The following is a 15,246-nucleotide window of genomic DNA, read 5'->3' as shown; positions in this document are numbered from 1 at the left end:
GGTTTTTGGTTTTGTCTAACAAGCTTGTTACTATGCTTCAGCGTTTGGAACGATAGAAACGTAACTTCTGTTATCTTTCTTTTTGGTGAATTTCACTAAACCATCCACTTGTGCGTGAAGGGTGTGATCTTTACCACCGTATACGTTTTCACCTGGGTGATGCGTATATCCTCTTTGTCTTACAATGATATTTCCAGCAACTGCGGCTTGTCCTCCAAAAATCTTAACGCCTAAACGTTTTGATTCTGATTCGCGACCGTTTTTGGAACTACCAACTCCTTTTTTGTGAGCCATTTTGTTTCGGTTTTAAATATTATACTTCAGTAGGATTATTTTTCAACCCCACCATCTAATCTGTCTTGCAATTCTTTTAGTTCGTCCCACTTACCATCAGCAGCTAATTTAGCTTGCTTTGGCCAAGTATCGGTAACTAAATGTGCTAAGTTTGAACTTGCATCAGAAAGAATAGTTGCGATAGCCTCTGGTTTTGCTTTTGCTACTTTCGCAAAAGTGTCCAATCCGGCAGCAACCATAGCTTCTGCAGCTTTTGGTCCAACACCTTCAATTTTTTTAAGATCGTCGCCTTTAGCTGCTTTTTTAGGAGCGGCTTTCTTAGCTGGTGCTTTAGTTTCGGCTTTTGCTTTTGGAGCAGCAGCCTTAGTTTCTTTTTTGGGAGCAGCTTTTTTTGCTTCTTCCTTTTTAGCAGGGGTAGCTCCTGAAGCTACAATGCTTTCAATTACAATTTCAGAAAGCGCTTGACGGTGTCCGTTTTTAACACGGTATCCTTTACGGCGTTTCTTTTTGAAAACTATAACCTTGTCACCTTTAAGGTGCTTTACGACTTTTGCTCCTATTTGAGCGCCGTTTATAGCCGGGGCGCCAATGGTAATATTGTCTCCGTCACCAATAAGAAGTACATTGTCAAAAGACACTGATTTACCTTCATCAACTGGTAAACGATTAACAAAAACCTTTTGGTCTTTCGCAACTTTTACTTGCTGCCCTGCTATCTCTACAATTGCGTACATAGCGAATCGTTTATAAAATTAGTTAAACTTAAATTTCCCTAACGTTTGCGGCGGCTTTAGCCTCCGAAGCAAACAAGGTTTGCGTAGGGGGCTGCAAATATAATTTTAAAAAAGGAAACGGCAAAGTGTTTTTATTTAATCTTTTCAGAACTAATTGCCCAAGTATTGAAACAGTTATGCTTTTTTTACCACTGACTACTTCATTTATTTCATGGTGTGTCTTTTTCCGTCTTGGGTGTTCCAGGATTTTTTGAGAAGTTGCATAAATGCTAGGGTTAATACTATGGTAGTTGCAAAACTCATAATTAAAACAGAGAGAATTAACATTAATGTTCCTAAGCTGTATTCTAAATTCCAGCGCTCCATAATACCTGCTGCAAATTCTGTGTCTATTTGATACATATAAATAGCCATAAATATGGTGAACAGAATGGAGGCAATTCCGCCAGTAAATAGGCCTACTTCAAAGCCTTTTTCATATTTAAAGTTATTTTCTGCTGTGGCATATTTTTTCATTGCAATGTAAATTCCAAATCCAAAAATTAATCCGTTAATCGAGCTTAACTCAGGATATTGGTGAAAGCCTATTAATTTTAAAAGAAGGAAATATGCAATTAAAGCTATTGCAATCCAAACGCCGTATCGAGAATATACTTTGAACATAATTATTGATTTTACAGTCAAAAGTTACGAAAAGTTGCTGAACCATTTGTAAATGGTTTGTTAACTTTTTGATATTCAGCTGCCGTTTAACTATTTCCACGTAATTGTTTCCATTATTTTGCGCATATCTTCACGGAGGTAAACCACGGCTGGATAAATGGAATCGAAGTTTGGTTTTGCATCAAAATAAAGAGCTCCGTTTAAAAAGTGATTGATGCTATCTGTAACGTAAAACTCTGCTTGGGTTGCGGCATTACCGTTAATCATATAAAACATACCGTACACTTTTTTGTCTGGATTTATGTAAGGTTGCTCGGGGATGCTATTGGCCTTTATTGTATGGTCGTAGGCCAATTTCTGTGCATCTTGCAACAGTGAATCTAAATTGTTATTCCGCACGTCTTGGTAAGTTAAATACAGTGTGGCCTTCATTTTTGGGTACGTGATATTTATGCCACAGTTCTTTTTTTGAACCCGAGTGGTAATTTCATTTACCGAAAAAGCATAGGGACAGTTTGTGTTAATTGTACGGTATTCTGGTTTTGGGTAGTCTAAACGCAACATAGCCGATGGCTTCACCAAGACATCATCTTCACAGGAAATAAAGATGAAAAAACTGGAAATAATAATAAATATGAAGTTATTAAGTTTCAATGGTAAGTTTTATTTGTTTGATGCGTTTGCCTTCAAACGCTTCAATAGTAAACGCATAATTGTGGAAAGATATTATTTCATTTTTCTTCGGAAAGCCTTTTGAAGTTTCTAAAAGAAAACCGGCAAGTGTTTCTGCTTCGCCTTTTTCTTCTTCAAAAATTTCTGGGTTTTCTAATTTTATCACTTTATAAAAATCCTTGAGCGGTGTTTTGCCTTCAAAAACAAAAGTATGGTCGTCTAACTTTGAAAAAATTAAATCTTCATCGTCAAATTCGTCACTTATTTCGCCTACAATTTCTTCAATTATATCTTCCAAAGAAATTAAACCGCTAGTGCCGCCGTATTCGTCAACAACAATGGCGAGATGCATTTTCATTTCTTTGAATTCGTTCAGCAAATCGTCCAGCTTTTTGTTTTCGGGCACAAAATAGGCTTCGCGTTTTAGGGTTTTCCAATCCAGATTTTTTCGATCTGTATAGGGAATTAAATCTTTTACATATAAAATACCCGAAATATGGTCTATACTGTCTTTATAAACAGGAATTCGCGAATAGCCACGCTGAATAATTTCGGGCAATATCTCTTTAAATGTTTGGTCTTCGTTAAGCGCAAAAATATCCATTCGGTTTTTCATTACCTGCTTGGTATCTGTGTTGCCGAAGGTTACAATGCCTTGTAGAATTTTCTGCTCCTCGAAAGTAGTATCTTGATTGGAGAGCTCGAGCGCCTGCGAAAGATGATCTACGCTAATATTCGTTTTTTGCTTGCCGTAGCGATCGTGTAAATACAACGTAGCCGAGCGCATTGGCGTGCTTATTGGTGACAGCAGGGTATCTAAAACATTAAGCGGCTGCGCCATAAAAACAGCGAACGAAATTCTATTGCGATTGGCGTAAATTTTTGGCAGAATTTCTCCAAAAAGCAATATCAGGAATGTTACCAAAACTACCTTTATAAGAAACACTACACTTAATTGAAAATAATGCAGGTTTAAAGAATAGTTCCAATTGCTAAACCAGATAGTACTCAGCGCTTCAAAAAGCAGTACAATAGCGATGTTTATAAAATTATTTGCTACCAAAATAGTGGCTAATAATTTTTTTGGCTTTGCTAATAGCCGTTGTGCAATTGCAAGTTTTTTTGCGATAGATTTCTCTTCATTTGTCTCAAAATCTGTTGAAGTTAATGAAAAGAAAGCCACTTCGGCACCCGAAATAAGGGCCGAACACGCTAAAAGAACAAACAGTAAAACGGTGCTTGTTATTTGGGAAAAATCCAAAACATTAAAAAAATATAGTAAACCAGGGGGTTCCGTGTCCAAGTTATTGGGTTTTAGCCTGCCTACGGGCAAGCAAGTTAAATATTAAAAAGGGAGATCGTCCCCTTCTTCAGAAACTTGATTGTTGTTTTGTGCCGTTGTAGGTTGTGGTTTTTGCGCACTCTGTGATGTATTGTTGCTAGCGTTATTGTTGCTGTCGCCTTTTGGAGATAGAAAGGTGAAATCTGAACAGTGAACCTCTGTGCTATACCTATCCATGCCTTTGTCGTCCTGCCATTTGCGTGTTTTAAGGCGGCCTTCAATATAGACCAAATCGCCTTTTTTCAAATACTTTTCGCAGATTTCGGCAGCTTTATTTCTAACTACAACATTGTGCCATTCGGTGTTGGTAACCCGCTCGTTTGTCTGTTTGTTTGTATAGGTTTCGTTGGTAGCAAGCGGGAAACGGCCCAAGCTGTTTCCGCCTTCAAAATAATGCATTTTTACATCATCGCCAGTATGCCCAATCAACATTACTTTGTTCAATGTTCCACTCATAATTATTGTTTTTTCAATTTGTGCAAAGGTAGATTTTGCGTTTTAAATATACGGAATTTTTAAATTTTAAAATGAATTGAATTCACAGAGTGATATTATATTGCAAAAATTCAGTAATTCTCAAAAAACTCCGAAACAAAATCGGCAATTAAAACGGGAACCGCGTAGTTTTTTACTTCGGAAATGGGAACTGTATTTTCTTTGTCTTCCAATGTTTCAACAATCCAAAAGCGCGTGCTTAAATGTTGATGCGAAAGTTTGTGAATTACTGGTTTTTCATTGAAAAGCGAAATATTTTCGATATTTATTTTTTCAGAAAAAGTTTGAAATTGCGGCAGTTTTTTTAAGGAAGATAGATTTATTTCTTCTGAAGTTTCTATCAGTGGAAATTCGTATAATTTTTGCCAAATTCCTTTGCCAGTTCGCTGTTGCAGTACCGTATGCTCGTTTTCTGAAAGAACAACCAAATAATTGAAAAATCGTTTTTTTACGGGTTTGGTCTTTATTTTCACCGGAAGCACCGCCACCTTGTTCTGCTGAAATGCCACGCAGCTATTATTAAAAATACAGTTTTCGCAATCTGGGTTTTGCGGCACACAGTAGCGCGCGCCAAATTCCATAATAGCTTGGTTAAAAGTACCGGGCTGGTCTTTATCTATTAATTGCTGCGCGAGTTGTTTAAATTCTTTTTGTCCGGTGGTACTATTAATAGGAGTAGAAATACTAAAATGGCGCGAAAGCACACGATATACATTACCGTCCACAACGGCTTCGGGCTGATTGAAGGAGATGCTGGCAATGGCACTGGCGGTATAATCGCCCACGCCCTTAAGCTTTAGCAGGTCTTTGTAGTTGTTTGGAAAAACGCCACGCATATCTTCAGAAATTATTTTTGCGGTGGCGTGCAGGTTTCGGGCTCGCGAATAATACCCCAAACCTTGCCAAAGTTTTAAAACTTCGTCTTCGGGTGCATTTGCTAAATCTTCAATTTTTGGGTAAGCGGCTACAAACTTCAAAAAGTAGGGCAATCCTTGCGAAACTCGGGTTTGCTGCAGCATAATTTCGGAGAGCCATATATGGTAGGGATTGAGTGTATTACGCCACGGCAGCTCGCGTTTATTTTGTATGTACCACGCAATGAGCTTTTTGGAAAAATATGGGGTTATTTTTGGCATTGGGTAAAATTAATCTATATCCTATTAAATTTTAAAGGATTAAGGTTTGAATTATTGATTTTAAAATATGTATATTTGCGGTCTTAAAAAAAATCTAGAAAAGAATAATTAATTAAAATTTATAATAATGACGAAAGCAGATATCGTAGCTAAGATTTCAGAAAGGCTAGGAATGGAAAAGAATGAAGTACAAGCTACAGTTGAAACCTTTATGGAAGAGGTAAAAAACTCTTTAGAAGGTGGCGATAATGTTTATTTAAGAGGTTTTGGAAGCTTTATAATTAAAACAAGAGCGGAAAAAACAGGAAGAAACATTTCAAAAAATACAACTATTAAAATTCCAGCCCACAATATTCCCGCTTTTAAACCTGCAAAAGTATTTGTTGAAGGTGTAAAAACGAACGTGGACGTAAAATAATACTAACCCGTTCCACTGTAGTGGGGCATTAAAACAGACTTTAGTATGCCAAGTGGTAAAAAAAGAAAAAGACATAAGGTAGCGACTCACAAGCGCAAGAAAAGACGTCGCGCTAACCGCCACAAAAAGAAAAAGTAGTTTCTAAACTACTTTTTCTGTTTTAAAAGTGTTTTGGAAAAGGTATCGTTTTGGTGCCTTCTCCAAATAAAACAAACAAAAAACCGTTCTTTGAAAATGAGATTGCAACCACCGGCTTTTGGTTGGGTGTAGTTTCGCCGGATTTTTACATAAAATCTGTGAAAAATATTGTTTAATTAGTCCCGATTTGAGATCGGGGCAACAAAATTAATGTAACGTGAACTACGAATTATTTATTAGGTCCGGTTCACAAGAAGTTGATTTTGCCCTATTAAAAGATGGAAAACTTATAGAGCTTCACAAAGAAGAAGAGGATAATAATTTTACCGTAGGCGACATTTTTCTTGCCAAAATACGTAAAACAGTTCCTGGGCTTAACGCCGCCTTCGTGAATGTGGGCTACGAGAAAGATGGTTTTTTACACTATCACGATCTCGGGCCAAAAATACTTTCGCAATTAAAATTTGTGAAAGCTGTAAGCTCTGGAAAACTAAAGGATTATTCCTTAAAAGAGTTTCCATTCGAAAAGGAGATTGATAAGCATGGCAACTTAAACGATGCTTTAAAAAGCAATCAATCCATTTTGGTTCAAATTGTAAAAGAACCCATATCCACCAAAGGACCACGTATAAGCTCCGAGCTTTCTATAGCCGGGAGATATATTGTTTTGGTTCCGTTTTCAGACCGTGTTTCTGTTTCTCAAAAAATAGAAACCAATGAAGAAAAAGACAGGTTAAAACGCTTAATTACAAGCATTAAACCTAAAGGATTTGGCGTTATTATTCGTACCGTAGCCGAGGGCAAAAAAGTAGCAGAACTGGACAAAGATTTACAGAACCTTATGGATCGCTGGACGGCGATGTGTAAGAAGCTACAAGGGGCGCACCACCCGTCAAAAGTGCTGAGCGAGTTAAACAGGGGAGCCTCTATCATCCGTGATATGTTCAACGATTCATTTTCTGCAATACATATTGACGATGAAACCCTTTACTTGCAAATAAAAGATTATGTGCAGGAAATTGCACCAAAAAAAGACAATATCGTCAAGTTCTATGACTCCAATGTTCCGATGTTTGAAAAATTTGGCATCGATCGGCAGATTAAAACTTCCTTCGGAAAAACAGTATCAGGTAGCAAAGGAGCTTATTTGGTTATTGAACATACGGAAGCAATGCACGTAATAGACGTGAACAGCGGAAACCGAAGTAACAAACAAAAAACACAGGAAGGCACTGCACTAGAAGTTAATTTAATTGCAGCTACCGAGGTGGCCAGACAGTTAAGGTTGCGCGATATGGGAGGAATTATTGTAGTAGATTTTATTGATTTGGCCAATGCCAATCATCGTAAACAACTATACAACCACCTGCGCGATGAAATGAAAGACGATAGAGCAAAACACAAAATACTTCCACCAAGTAAGTTTGGGTTAATACAAATAACCCGTCAACGTGTTAGGCCAGAAATGAATATTAAAACCCGTGAAGAAAATCCCAGTAATGTGATTGACGGAGAAATTGAAGCACCTATCATTGTTGTAAATAGAATAAATGAAGAGGTTAAGCGCCTTTTTACAAAAGACTATAAAAAGATTACACTTAATACCCATCCTTTTATAGCTGCATTTTTAACAAAAGGTTTCCCAAGTGTGCGAACCAAATGGTTTTTGGAGCATAAAAAGTGGATAAAAATTCAACCTCGCGATGCGTATACGTATCTCGAATATCACTTTCACGATAAAGATGGTGAATTAATTAAATAACCAAAACCTCTTTTGAAGGCTACTTCAAAAGAGGTTTTTTTATGCACTCTTCTTACTGTCAATAGTGGTTAATTTTTTATAACGATTGTAATGGTTATAAAAATTTCTTTGTGAACTTTGTGGGAAACATTGCGTCCTCTTACGTTTATATTTTCATTAAATTGTCTATATAAAAGTAAACATAAAGTGAAAATGAATCAATTTATAAATAATTGAATACTCCCAAAACATATACAGTTGAAGAAGCCAAAAGACGGTTGGAGCGCTACTGTGTTTACCAAGAACGCTGCCATAAGGAAGTTCAGCAAAAACTCTATGAAATGCGGATGATTCCTTTGGCGATAGATGAAATAATTGATCATTTACTACGACACAATTTTTTAAACGAAACCCGCTTTGCACAAGCTTTTGCCCGCGGAAAATTTAGAACCAAAAAGTGGGGAAGAAACAGGATTATAAATGAGCTGAAACGTCGCGAAATTTCAAAATTTAATATTAAAATTGCTTTAAAGGAAATTCCAGATTCAGAATACTACAAAACTTTTGAAGTCTTGGCAGAAAAGCGATTGCAGCAATTGGCTTCAGAAGAAAATCTTCAGAGAAAACGCAAAAAACTGGCAGACTATCTTTTTTATCGGGGATGGGAAAGTGAGCTAGTCTATGCAAAAGTGAATGAACTTTCAAAGTAATAAAAAGAATGTAAGCTAAACTTGACATATTAAAAGAATTTCTTTTATATTTGTGTAAATAAAACTTTACATAAAATCAAATTCACTTTACTTATGAAAACAGAACAAAGCGAGTGGAGAACTTCCACAAAAAAAAATACAAGACATTTAGGTTACTGGGCCGCAGCTTGGGTAGTATCCATGGCTGTTGCTTCCTTTGGTCACATATATTTTTGGAAAGACAATACTGTATTAACCATTTTATTTATAGCAATAAACACCGCAATAGGAGTGGGAATGATTTTGATGAATAGAAAATACAATAATAACTTAGATGAAATGCAGAGAAAAGTAAGTATGGATGCTATGGCCGTTGCTTTGGGCGTTGGTATAGTTGGAGGTTTGAGTTATTCTTTGTTAGATCAAGCAAATGTTATTGCTTTTCATGCTGATATATCCCATTTAGTGATGCTTATTGGCTTAACGTATATAATAGCAATTTTTGTTGGTACAAATAGATACAAATGAAGAACAAAATAAAAGTACTTCGCGCAGAACATAATATGACCCAAGCCGAACTTGCTATAAAAGTACAGGTGTCACGCCAGACTATAAATGCAATTGAAAAAGGAAAATTTGACCCTAGTTTGCCGCTGGCATTTAAAATTTCTAGGTTATTTAAATTACCTATTGAAAGTATTTTTTTCGACCGATAGCTACAGTGGCGCGGTCTGTAGCAGCGGTTAAATATATGTAATCGAGAAATGATGATAAACCCAATGTTTCATACAGTCATAATCTGTTTTTAATCGCACATTACTCATTAAATATTGAACGAAGCGCCAATATTTAATGAAACCTGATTGTGCAATTTTTCGGCAGGAGTTAACGTATTTGTGTTGTATTTTGAAATTGGGATGCTCATTTCGGTAAAAACCCCAAAACCACTTGTAAAGAAATAGCGCGCTCCCAAATGGCCGCCAAAGTTTTTTAAACTTGCGTAAAGACCGGGGTACACATCAAAATTTTCATTCACATTTAAAACATTTCCGAGGTTTGCATTAAAGCGGACTCTCAAGTCAAAGCGATCTTTAAATTCAGCGAAAGGAACATCTTTGCCTTCTGTATTTCTTACTTTATCAATTCCTAAAAGATATGCGGAAGCGATACCGAGTGAAATATTTTCACCTACGCCAAAGTCTAAACTCCCAGTAATTCCGGTGCCATTGTCTTGAAGATTTGCACCAATTTGAAATTTTACATCGCCTTTTCCCGAATAAGCTTGCGAAAAAATAGTGTGACAACACAGCAGGGTAATTATTACAACGAAATATTTCATAATAAAGGTATTTTAAAGAAAGATACTACTTATTACGAAATTACAACGATTTATTAGTGCGAACGATGGCTTGTTCGTTTTTCCAATCAATCCACTTTTGCCCTTTTATTTTTCGCATAAACTGGTCTAAATACCGCATAATAGCAATGTTATAAACAGCTTTTGCTAGGTTTTTAGGGTTTCTGGCAATTGCGCGTAAACTCATAGAAAAACCAGGCGTAATGTAGCGCATATAGTGCCAATAGCCTTCGGGCATATACAAAACATTCCCGTGTTCTAAATTAGCGGTGAAACCTTTTGCTTTTTTTAGTGCAGGCCATTTGTCGTAATCGGGGTTATGAAAATCTATATCTTCTCGGGTTATTAAGGAATGCGGAATTTTATACAGATAATCATTCTGTTTTTGGTCAAAGAGAATCACTTCTTTTTTTCCTTGAAAGTGAAAGTGAAAAATATTCGCCAAATCAATGTCATAATGCATAAATGTGTACGAATCTTTTCCGCCGAAAAACAGCATTGGTAAGCCTTTCATCAGTTTCAGTCCAAAATCAGGGTAGGAGAAATCTTTTTGAAGTTGTGGCACTTCCTTTAAAATATTCCACAGAAAAATGCGGTATTTGGTGGGTTCCTTTTTAAGCAGCTCAACATATTCCTTCATTTTCATTTCGGCGTGCGGCTCGTTAAAACCATCTTTATGGCTTACGGGGCGGTTGTCGTAAAGCGGCACCGTTTTATCTCCTGCAACCTCCGCCATATAATCTAAGTCCCATTTGCTAACAGCGGGCCAGTCCTCAACAAACCTCTCGATAACAACTGGCTTTTGGGGCTTAAAATAATTTTTTAGAAAATCTTCTTTGGTAATAGTTTTTACCTTGTTTATCTTCTGTAACTGCATAATCTTTTGGGTTGAAACAAAGCTACGAATCTCTTTTAATTGGAGAAAGGGGTATTAATATAACTTTAAGTATTTTGATTTCTGAAAGTATTACTTTTAGAAGTATTTTTATTTAACTAACTAAAAACTGCCACATTATGGAATTTACAGATTTTGCAATACGAGTTTTCTGTGCCTTGACAGCAGGATTTTTTATAGGAATTGAACGGGAATATAAAAAGAAACATGCGGGTTTAAAAACCAATATGTTGGTGGCTTTAGGAGCTGCCATTTATGTGCTAATATCCTTAAAATACGCCCATCGCGATTACACAGATATTACGCGGGTATTAAGCCAAGTTGTGATTGGAATAGGTTTCTTGGGCGCTGGCACAATTCTAAAAAGAAATGGAGAAACTATTGAAGGTCTCACAACGGCTGCAACTATTTGGTGTAGCGCTGCTGTTGGTTGTCTGGCGGCCTTTGGGCTTTATTTAGAACTTGTACTTATTACCGTAATTGTGGTCGTGGTTAATTTTATTTTTGGCATACTGGATTCTAAGATTAAAAAGAAGAATGATGACAATACTGCCAAATAAAAATCCCAAACTCCATTACAATGGAATTTGGGATTTTATATTTTTTTGAAATTTGCTTCAGCTTAATCTGCTAAAACCATTACACGGTTGTTGTTGCATTCAACAGTTCCTCCAGAAATATGAAGAACCCATTTGCCATCTTCTTGGCTGAATTTATTCTGAAAACCCTCAGCAATAGTTGGGTTTCCTTTAAATTTCACTTTACCTTCCTGTAAAACGGAAACGATAGGAGCGTGGTTATTTAACATTTGAAATTCTCCATCTACGCCTGGAACCGTCACGCTTTCTACTTCACCAGATACTAGAGATGCTTCGGGGTTTACTATTTCTAAGTACATTCTTTTTAATTATGAATTATGAATTATGAGCTATGAGCAACGCTGCACTCATAACTCATAACTCTGAACTTGTTTTAAGCTTCAGCAAGCATTTTCTCTCCTGCTTCAATAGCTTCTTCAATGGTTCCTTTAAGGTTGAAGGCAGATTCTGGAAGGTGATCTAATTCGCCGTCCATAATCATGTTGAAACCTTTGATAGTTTCTTTAATATCTACCAAAACTCCTGGAATACCAGTAAACTGCTCTGCTACATGGAAAGGCTGAGAAAGGAAACGCTGGACACGACGTGCGCGGCCTACTGCCATTTTATCTTCTTCAGAAAGTTCTTCCATACCAAGAATCGCGATAATATCTTGTAATTCTTTATAACGCTGTAAAAGCTCTTTTACTCTTTGTGCACAACTATAGTGTTCTTTTCCAAGAATGGCTTCGGTAAGAATTCGTGAAGTAGAATCCAATGGATCTACCGCTGGATAAATACCAAGCTCAGCAATTTTACGCGAAAGTACCGTTGTAGCATCCAAGTGAGCAAATGTTGTTGCAGGCGCTGGATCCGTAAGGTCATCCGCAGGTACGTAAACCGCCTGTACAGATGTAATAGAACCTCTTTTAGTTGAAGTAATACGTTCTTGCATCGCACCCATCTCTGTTGCCAAAGTTGGCTGGTAACCCACCGCAGAAGGCATACGCCCAAGTAGTGCAGAAACCTCAGAACCTGCTTGTGTAAAACGGAAAATATTATCTACGAAGAAAAGAACGTCTTTCCCTTGACCTTCGCCAGCTCCGTCACGGAAGTACTCAGCTATAGTCAAACCTGAAAGCGCAACACGTGCACGTGCTCCAGGGGGCTCATTCATCTGTCCGAATACGAAAGTAGCTTTAGATTCCTTCATTGCAGCTTTGTCAACTTTTGAAAGATCCCATCCACCATTTTCCATTGAATGCATAAAGTCGTCTCCGTATTTTATAATACCAGACTCAAGCATTTCACGTAGTAAGTCGTTTCCTTCACGCGTACGTTCTCCCACACCCGCAAATACTGAAAGACCACCGTGGCCTTTCGCAATATTGTTAATCAACTCTTGAATAAGTACCGTTTTACCTACACCAGCACCACCAAAAAGACCAATTTTTCCACCTTTTGCATAAGGCTCAATAAGGTCGATTACTTTAATACCTGTAAAAAGAACTTCGGTAGAGGTTGAAAGATCTTCAAATTTTGGAGCTTCGCGGTGAATTGGAAGTCCAGCATCGCCAGCTTTTGGCAGGTTTCCAATACCGTCAATAGCATCGCCAATTACGTTGAAAAGACGGCCGTAAACAGCATCGCCGATTGGCATTTGGATAGGGGCTCCAGTGGCAACAGCATCTACACCACGGTTTAAACCGTCAGTAGAGTCCATTGATATCGTGCGAACCATGCTCTCGCCAATGTGCGATTGAACTTCAAGAACCAAAAGGTTACCATTGTTGTTTACCTCTAATGAGTCGTATATTTTTGGAAGTTCCGATCCGCTATCAAACGCAACGTCAACTACCGGGCCAATAATCTGTGCAACTTTTCCTATGCTTTGTGACATGAGTAACTGTTTATTTTATAGTTATCTAAGGGCGAAAAAACCACCCCTATTTTGAACGGTGCAAAGATAGTTTTTTCTGGATGATAATTGCAATGGAATGTTTAAAAAATTTGGGGTTCATTGTAAAGCGTGATATCAAGATTTTAATTCGGGTTAAGTATAGTAAAAATAGGGCTTAATCCTTTTAATTAATAAACGTCTATCGGTAGTTAATTCGATAGTTTGCGCGAAATATTTTAAAACAGAAGCAAAATGAGCAAATAACAAAAACGGTTTAATCTACATGGTAGCTTAAACCGTTTTATAATTTCTAAAACTGTATTTTTCTTCTTTAAAAGTATCTATTCAACAGTAACAGATTTCGCCAAATTTCTTGGTTGATCTACGTTTCTGCCCAACATTACCGCAATATGGTAAGAAAGCAATTGCAGTGGAATGGTAGTTAACAGTGGCGTTAGAGCTTCCGTAGTATGTGGAACTTCCATAACGTAATCTGCCATTTCTTTTACCACCGTATCTCCTTTTGAAACCACGGCAATAATTTTTCCTTTTCTAGCTTTTATTTCTTGAATGTTGCTTACAACTTTATCGTAATGGTCGCTTTTTATTGCAATAACCACAACGGGCATCTGTTCGTCTATCAAAGCAATTGGTCCGTGCTTCATTTCGGCAGCTGGATAGCCTTCTGCGTGAATGTATGAAATTTCTTTTAGTTTTAAAGCGCCTTCCAAAGCTACTGGAAAGTTGTAACCTCTTCCCAAGTAAAGGAAGTTTCTTGCATCTTTAAATACGGCTGAGATTTCTGTAATTTTATCGTCCGTTTTTAATGCCTCTTCAACTTGATTAGGAATTAGTTCCAATGCCCGTAAGTAAAGCATAAAATCGCTTTGGCTAATAGTGCCTTTGGCTTTTGCCAAACGCAAAGCCATCATTGTTAAAACCGTTATTTGTGTGGTAAATGCTTTTGTAGAAGCAACCCCAATTTCTGGTCCCGCATGCGTATACGTTCCAGTGTGCGTTTCTCTGGAAATTGTAGAGCCGACTACATTACAAACCCCGTAAACGAAAGCACCTTTTGACTTTGCAAGTTTTATTGCGGCCAGTGTGTCTGCTGTTTCACCACTTTGAGAGATGGCAATTACAACATCTTTTTCTGAAATTATTGGATTGCGATAACGGAATTCGGAAGCGTATTCTACCTCAACTGGAATGCGTACTAAATCTTCAAAAATATATTCGGCAACTAAGCCTGCGTGCCACGAGGTTCCGCAAGCAACAATTATAATGCGGTCTGCGTTTGTAAATTTTTCTATATAATTTTCGAGTCCGCCCAGTCTCACTATGCCTTGGTCTGCGAGTAATCTGCCTCGGTAGGTGTCTTTAATAACTGAAGGCTGCTCGAATATTTCTTTAAGCATAAAATGATCGTAGCCGCCTTTTTCAATTTGCTCCAAATTAAGTTGAAGTTCTTGAATATAAGGAGCTACAACAATATCGTCTTTTATTTTGCGTACTTTAACATCGCGCCCTAGACGTATAATTGCCATTTCATCATCTTCTAAATAGATAGCATTGTTTGTGAATTCTATGAATGGTGAAGCATCGCTGGCAACAAAAAACTCGTCATCGCCAATACCAATTGCTAATGGACTGCCCAGTTTTGCAACTACGATTTCGTTAGGTTTCTTTTTGTCGAAAAGTGCTATTGCGTAAGCTCCTACCACTTGGTTTAAAGCAATTTGCACAGCTTTTCCAAGTTTTACGTCTTCTTTAATTTGAATATCTTCAATAAGGTTTACTAAAACTTCGGTGTCTGTATCAGACTTAAAAGTGTAGCCTCTGTTCAGCAACTCTTTTTTAATTGAGCCGTAATTTTCAATTATACCGTTGTGTATTATAACTAAGTCGCCGCTGTTAGAATAATGTGGGTGGCTGTTTACATCGTTTGGAATTCCGTGGGTTGCCCATCGGGTATGCCCTATGCCCAAATTACCAGTGCGGTTAATGTTTTTTTCTGCTTTCTCTTCTAGACTTGCAACTTTACCTTTGGTTTTGCACAATTGAATGTCTGTGCCGTCAAAAAGTGCAATTCCAGCACTGTCATAGCCTCTGTATTCTAAACGTTTTAATCCGTTAAGAATTATTGGATATGCTTCTCTTTTGCCAATATAGCCTACAATTCCACACATATTCT

At 37.4% G+C, this 15,246-nt stretch carries 18 protein-coding genes; 6 read left to right on the top strand and 12 right to left on the bottom strand.

The genetic code is table 11. The annotated features are described in order from the left end of the window. Positions 1-30: 30 nt before the first annotated feature. The 7 genes from rpmA to mutY form a co-directional block, all read right to left on the bottom strand. On the bottom strand, positions 31-294 hold the full coding sequence (gene rpmA / locus K8089_RS03470) for a 50S ribosomal protein L27 (RefSeq protein WP_237601885.1): 264 nt from the start codon (positions 292-294) through the stop codon (positions 31-33). A gap of 35 nt (positions 295-329) precedes the next feature. Further along, on the bottom strand, positions 330-1,028 hold the full coding sequence (gene rplU, locus K8089_RS03465) for a 50S ribosomal protein L21 (protein ID WP_237601884.1): 699 nt from the start codon (positions 1,026-1,028) through the stop codon (positions 330-332). Between the two features lie 204 nt (positions 1,029-1,232). Next, a complete protein-coding gene (locus K8089_RS03460) occupies positions 1,233-1,691 on the bottom strand; it encodes a DUF4199 domain-containing protein (protein ID WP_237601883.1) in 459 nt (152 codons plus the stop codon). 90 nt (positions 1,692-1,781) lie between these two features. After that, positions 1,782-2,345, bottom strand: a complete 564-nt coding sequence (gene gldD / locus K8089_RS03455; protein ID WP_237601882.1) for a gliding motility lipoprotein GldD — start codon at positions 2,343-2,345, stop codon at positions 1,782-1,784. Beyond that, on the bottom strand, positions 2,335-3,666 hold the full coding sequence (locus K8089_RS03450) for a gliding motility-associated protein GldE (protein ID WP_237601881.1): 1,332 nt from the start codon (positions 3,664-3,666) through the stop codon (positions 2,335-2,337). The genes gldD and K8089_RS03450 overlap by 11 nt, the downstream gene beginning before the upstream one ends. Before the next feature lie 42 nt (positions 3,667-3,708). Continuing rightward, complete coding sequence (locus K8089_RS03445; protein ID WP_237601880.1) at positions 3,709-4,161, bottom strand: single-stranded DNA-binding protein; 453 nt, start codon at positions 4,159-4,161, stop codon at positions 3,709-3,711. Positions 4,162-4,271: 110 nt separating this feature from the next. Next, positions 4,272-5,336 carry an A/G-specific adenine glycosylase gene (mutY, locus tag K8089_RS03440; protein ID WP_237601879.1) on the bottom strand — a complete coding sequence of 355 codons (1,065 nt, stop codon included), beginning with the start codon at positions 5,334-5,336 and terminating at the stop codon, positions 4,272-4,274. 127 nt (positions 5,337-5,463) lie between these two features. Here mutY and K8089_RS03435 point away from each other — a divergent pair, with 127 nt between their 5' ends. From K8089_RS03435 to K8089_RS03415, 5 genes are all read left to right on the top strand, one after another. Beyond that, the gene (locus tag K8089_RS03435) at positions 5,464-5,754 is read left to right on the top strand and encodes an HU family DNA-binding protein (RefSeq protein WP_237601878.1); all 291 of its coding nucleotides are present in this window, start codon (positions 5,464-5,466) and stop codon (positions 5,752-5,754) included. Between the two features lie 355 nt (positions 5,755-6,109). Beyond that, positions 6,110-7,654, top strand: coding sequence for an Rne/Rng family ribonuclease (locus K8089_RS03430; RefSeq protein WP_237601877.1), 1,545 nt, complete (start codon positions 6,110-6,112; stop codon positions 7,652-7,654). A gap of 212 nt (positions 7,655-7,866) precedes the next feature. After that, positions 7,867-8,343 carry a regulatory protein RecX gene (locus K8089_RS03425; RefSeq protein ID WP_237601876.1) on the top strand — a complete coding sequence of 159 codons (477 nt, stop codon included), beginning with the start codon at positions 7,867-7,869 and terminating at the stop codon, positions 8,341-8,343. 93 nt (positions 8,344-8,436) lie between these two features. Beyond that, positions 8,437-8,850: a hypothetical protein gene (locus K8089_RS03420; RefSeq protein WP_237601875.1), complete on the top strand. Its 414-nt coding sequence runs from the start codon at positions 8,437-8,439 to the stop codon at positions 8,848-8,850. Continuing rightward, a complete protein-coding gene (locus tag K8089_RS03415; protein WP_237601874.1) occupies positions 8,847-9,038 on the top strand; it encodes a helix-turn-helix transcriptional regulator in 192 nt (63 codons plus the stop codon). Before K8089_RS03420 ends, K8089_RS03415 begins: the two co-directional genes overlap by 4 nt. A gap of 107 nt (positions 9,039-9,145) precedes the next feature. Here the strand turns inward: K8089_RS03415 and K8089_RS03410 are convergent, their stop codons facing one another. Further along, entirely contained in the window at positions 9,146-9,661 is a 516-nt protein-coding gene (locus K8089_RS03410) for a DUF6646 family protein (RefSeq protein ID WP_237601873.1), read from the bottom strand. A gap of 40 nt (positions 9,662-9,701) precedes the next feature. Further along, positions 9,702-10,556, bottom strand: a complete 855-nt coding sequence (locus tag K8089_RS03405) for a cupin-like domain-containing protein (protein ID WP_237601872.1) — start codon at positions 10,554-10,556, stop codon at positions 9,702-9,704. 137 nt (positions 10,557-10,693) lie between these two features. Between K8089_RS03405 and K8089_RS03400 the strand changes: the two genes are divergently transcribed. Then, complete coding sequence (locus K8089_RS03400; protein ID WP_237601871.1) at positions 10,694-11,134, top strand: MgtC/SapB family protein; 441 nt, start codon at positions 10,694-10,696, stop codon at positions 11,132-11,134. Positions 11,135-11,196: 62 nt separating this feature from the next. On the opposite strand, the gene K8089_RS03395 is transcribed toward K8089_RS03400, so the two are convergent. The 3 genes from K8089_RS03395 to glmS all read right to left on the bottom strand — a co-directional run bounded on the left by K8089_RS03395 (position 11,197) and on the right by glmS (position 15,241). Continuing rightward, the gene (locus K8089_RS03395; protein WP_237601870.1) at positions 11,197-11,472 is read right to left on the bottom strand and encodes a FoF1 ATP synthase subunit delta/epsilon; all 276 of its coding nucleotides are present in this window, start codon (positions 11,470-11,472) and stop codon (positions 11,197-11,199) included. Positions 11,473-11,546: 74 nt separating this feature from the next. Further along, complete coding sequence (atpD, locus tag K8089_RS03390; RefSeq protein ID WP_237601869.1) at positions 11,547-13,052, bottom strand: F0F1 ATP synthase subunit beta; 1,506 nt, start codon at positions 13,050-13,052, stop codon at positions 11,547-11,549. 341 nt (positions 13,053-13,393) lie between these two features. Continuing rightward, the gene (gene glmS, locus K8089_RS03385) at positions 13,394-15,241 is read right to left on the bottom strand and encodes a glutamine--fructose-6-phosphate transaminase (isomerizing) (RefSeq protein WP_237601868.1); all 1,848 of its coding nucleotides are present in this window, start codon (positions 15,239-15,241) and stop codon (positions 13,394-13,396) included. Positions 15,242-15,246 lie beyond the last annotated feature (5 nt).

Origin of the sequence: Aequorivita vitellina (genome assembly GCF_022008365.1) — a bacterium.
Classification (GTDB): domain Bacteria; phylum Bacteroidota; class Bacteroidia; order Flavobacteriales; family Flavobacteriaceae; genus Aequorivita; species Aequorivita vitellina.
The sequence above is the reverse complement of the archived record's forward strand: the minus strand, read 5'-3'. Positions and strand labels throughout refer to the sequence as shown.

Excerpts from the sequence above, each read along its gene's own strand:
- rpmA (WP_237601885.1), bottom strand. The coding sequence starts at position 294 with ATGGCTCACAAAAAAGGAGTTGGTAGTTCCAAAAACGGTCGCGAATCA.
- rplU (WP_237601884.1), bottom strand. The coding sequence starts at position 1,028 with ATGTACGCAATTGTAGAGATAGCAGGGCAGCAAGTAAAAGTTGCGAAA.
- K8089_RS03460 (WP_237601883.1), bottom strand. The coding sequence starts at position 1,691 with ATGTTCAAAGTATATTCTCGATACGGCGTTTGGATTGCAATAGCTTTA.
- K8089_RS03445 (WP_237601880.1), bottom strand. The coding sequence starts at position 4,161 with ATGAGTGGAACATTGAACAAAGTAATGTTGATTGGGCATACTGGCGAT.
- mutY (WP_237601879.1), bottom strand. The coding sequence starts at position 5,336 with ATGCCAAAAATAACCCCATATTTTTCCAAAAAGCTCATTGCGTGGTAC.
- K8089_RS03435 (WP_237601878.1), top strand. The coding sequence starts at position 5,464 with ATGACGAAAGCAGATATCGTAGCTAAGATTTCAGAAAGGCTAGGAATG.
- K8089_RS03420 (WP_237601875.1), top strand. The coding sequence starts at position 8,437 with ATGAAAACAGAACAAAGCGAGTGGAGAACTTCCACAAAAAAAAATACA.
- K8089_RS03415 (WP_237601874.1), top strand. The coding sequence starts at position 8,847 with ATGAAGAACAAAATAAAAGTACTTCGCGCAGAACATAATATGACCCAA.
- K8089_RS03410 (WP_237601873.1), bottom strand. The coding sequence starts at position 9,661 with ATGAAATATTTCGTTGTAATAATTACCCTGCTGTGTTGTCACACTATT.
- K8089_RS03405 (WP_237601872.1), bottom strand. The coding sequence starts at position 10,556 with ATGCAGTTACAGAAGATAAACAAGGTAAAAACTATTACCAAAGAAGAT.
- K8089_RS03400 (WP_237601871.1), top strand. The coding sequence starts at position 10,694 with ATGGAATTTACAGATTTTGCAATACGAGTTTTCTGTGCCTTGACAGCA.
- K8089_RS03395 (WP_237601870.1), bottom strand. The coding sequence starts at position 11,472 with ATGTACTTAGAAATAGTAAACCCCGAAGCATCTCTAGTATCTGGTGAA.
- atpD (WP_237601869.1), bottom strand. The coding sequence starts at position 13,052 with ATGTCACAAAGCATAGGAAAAGTTGCACAGATTATTGGCCCGGTAGTT.
- glmS (WP_237601868.1), bottom strand. The coding sequence starts at position 15,241 with ATGTGTGGAATTGTAGGCTATATTGGCAAAAGAGAAGCATATCCAATA.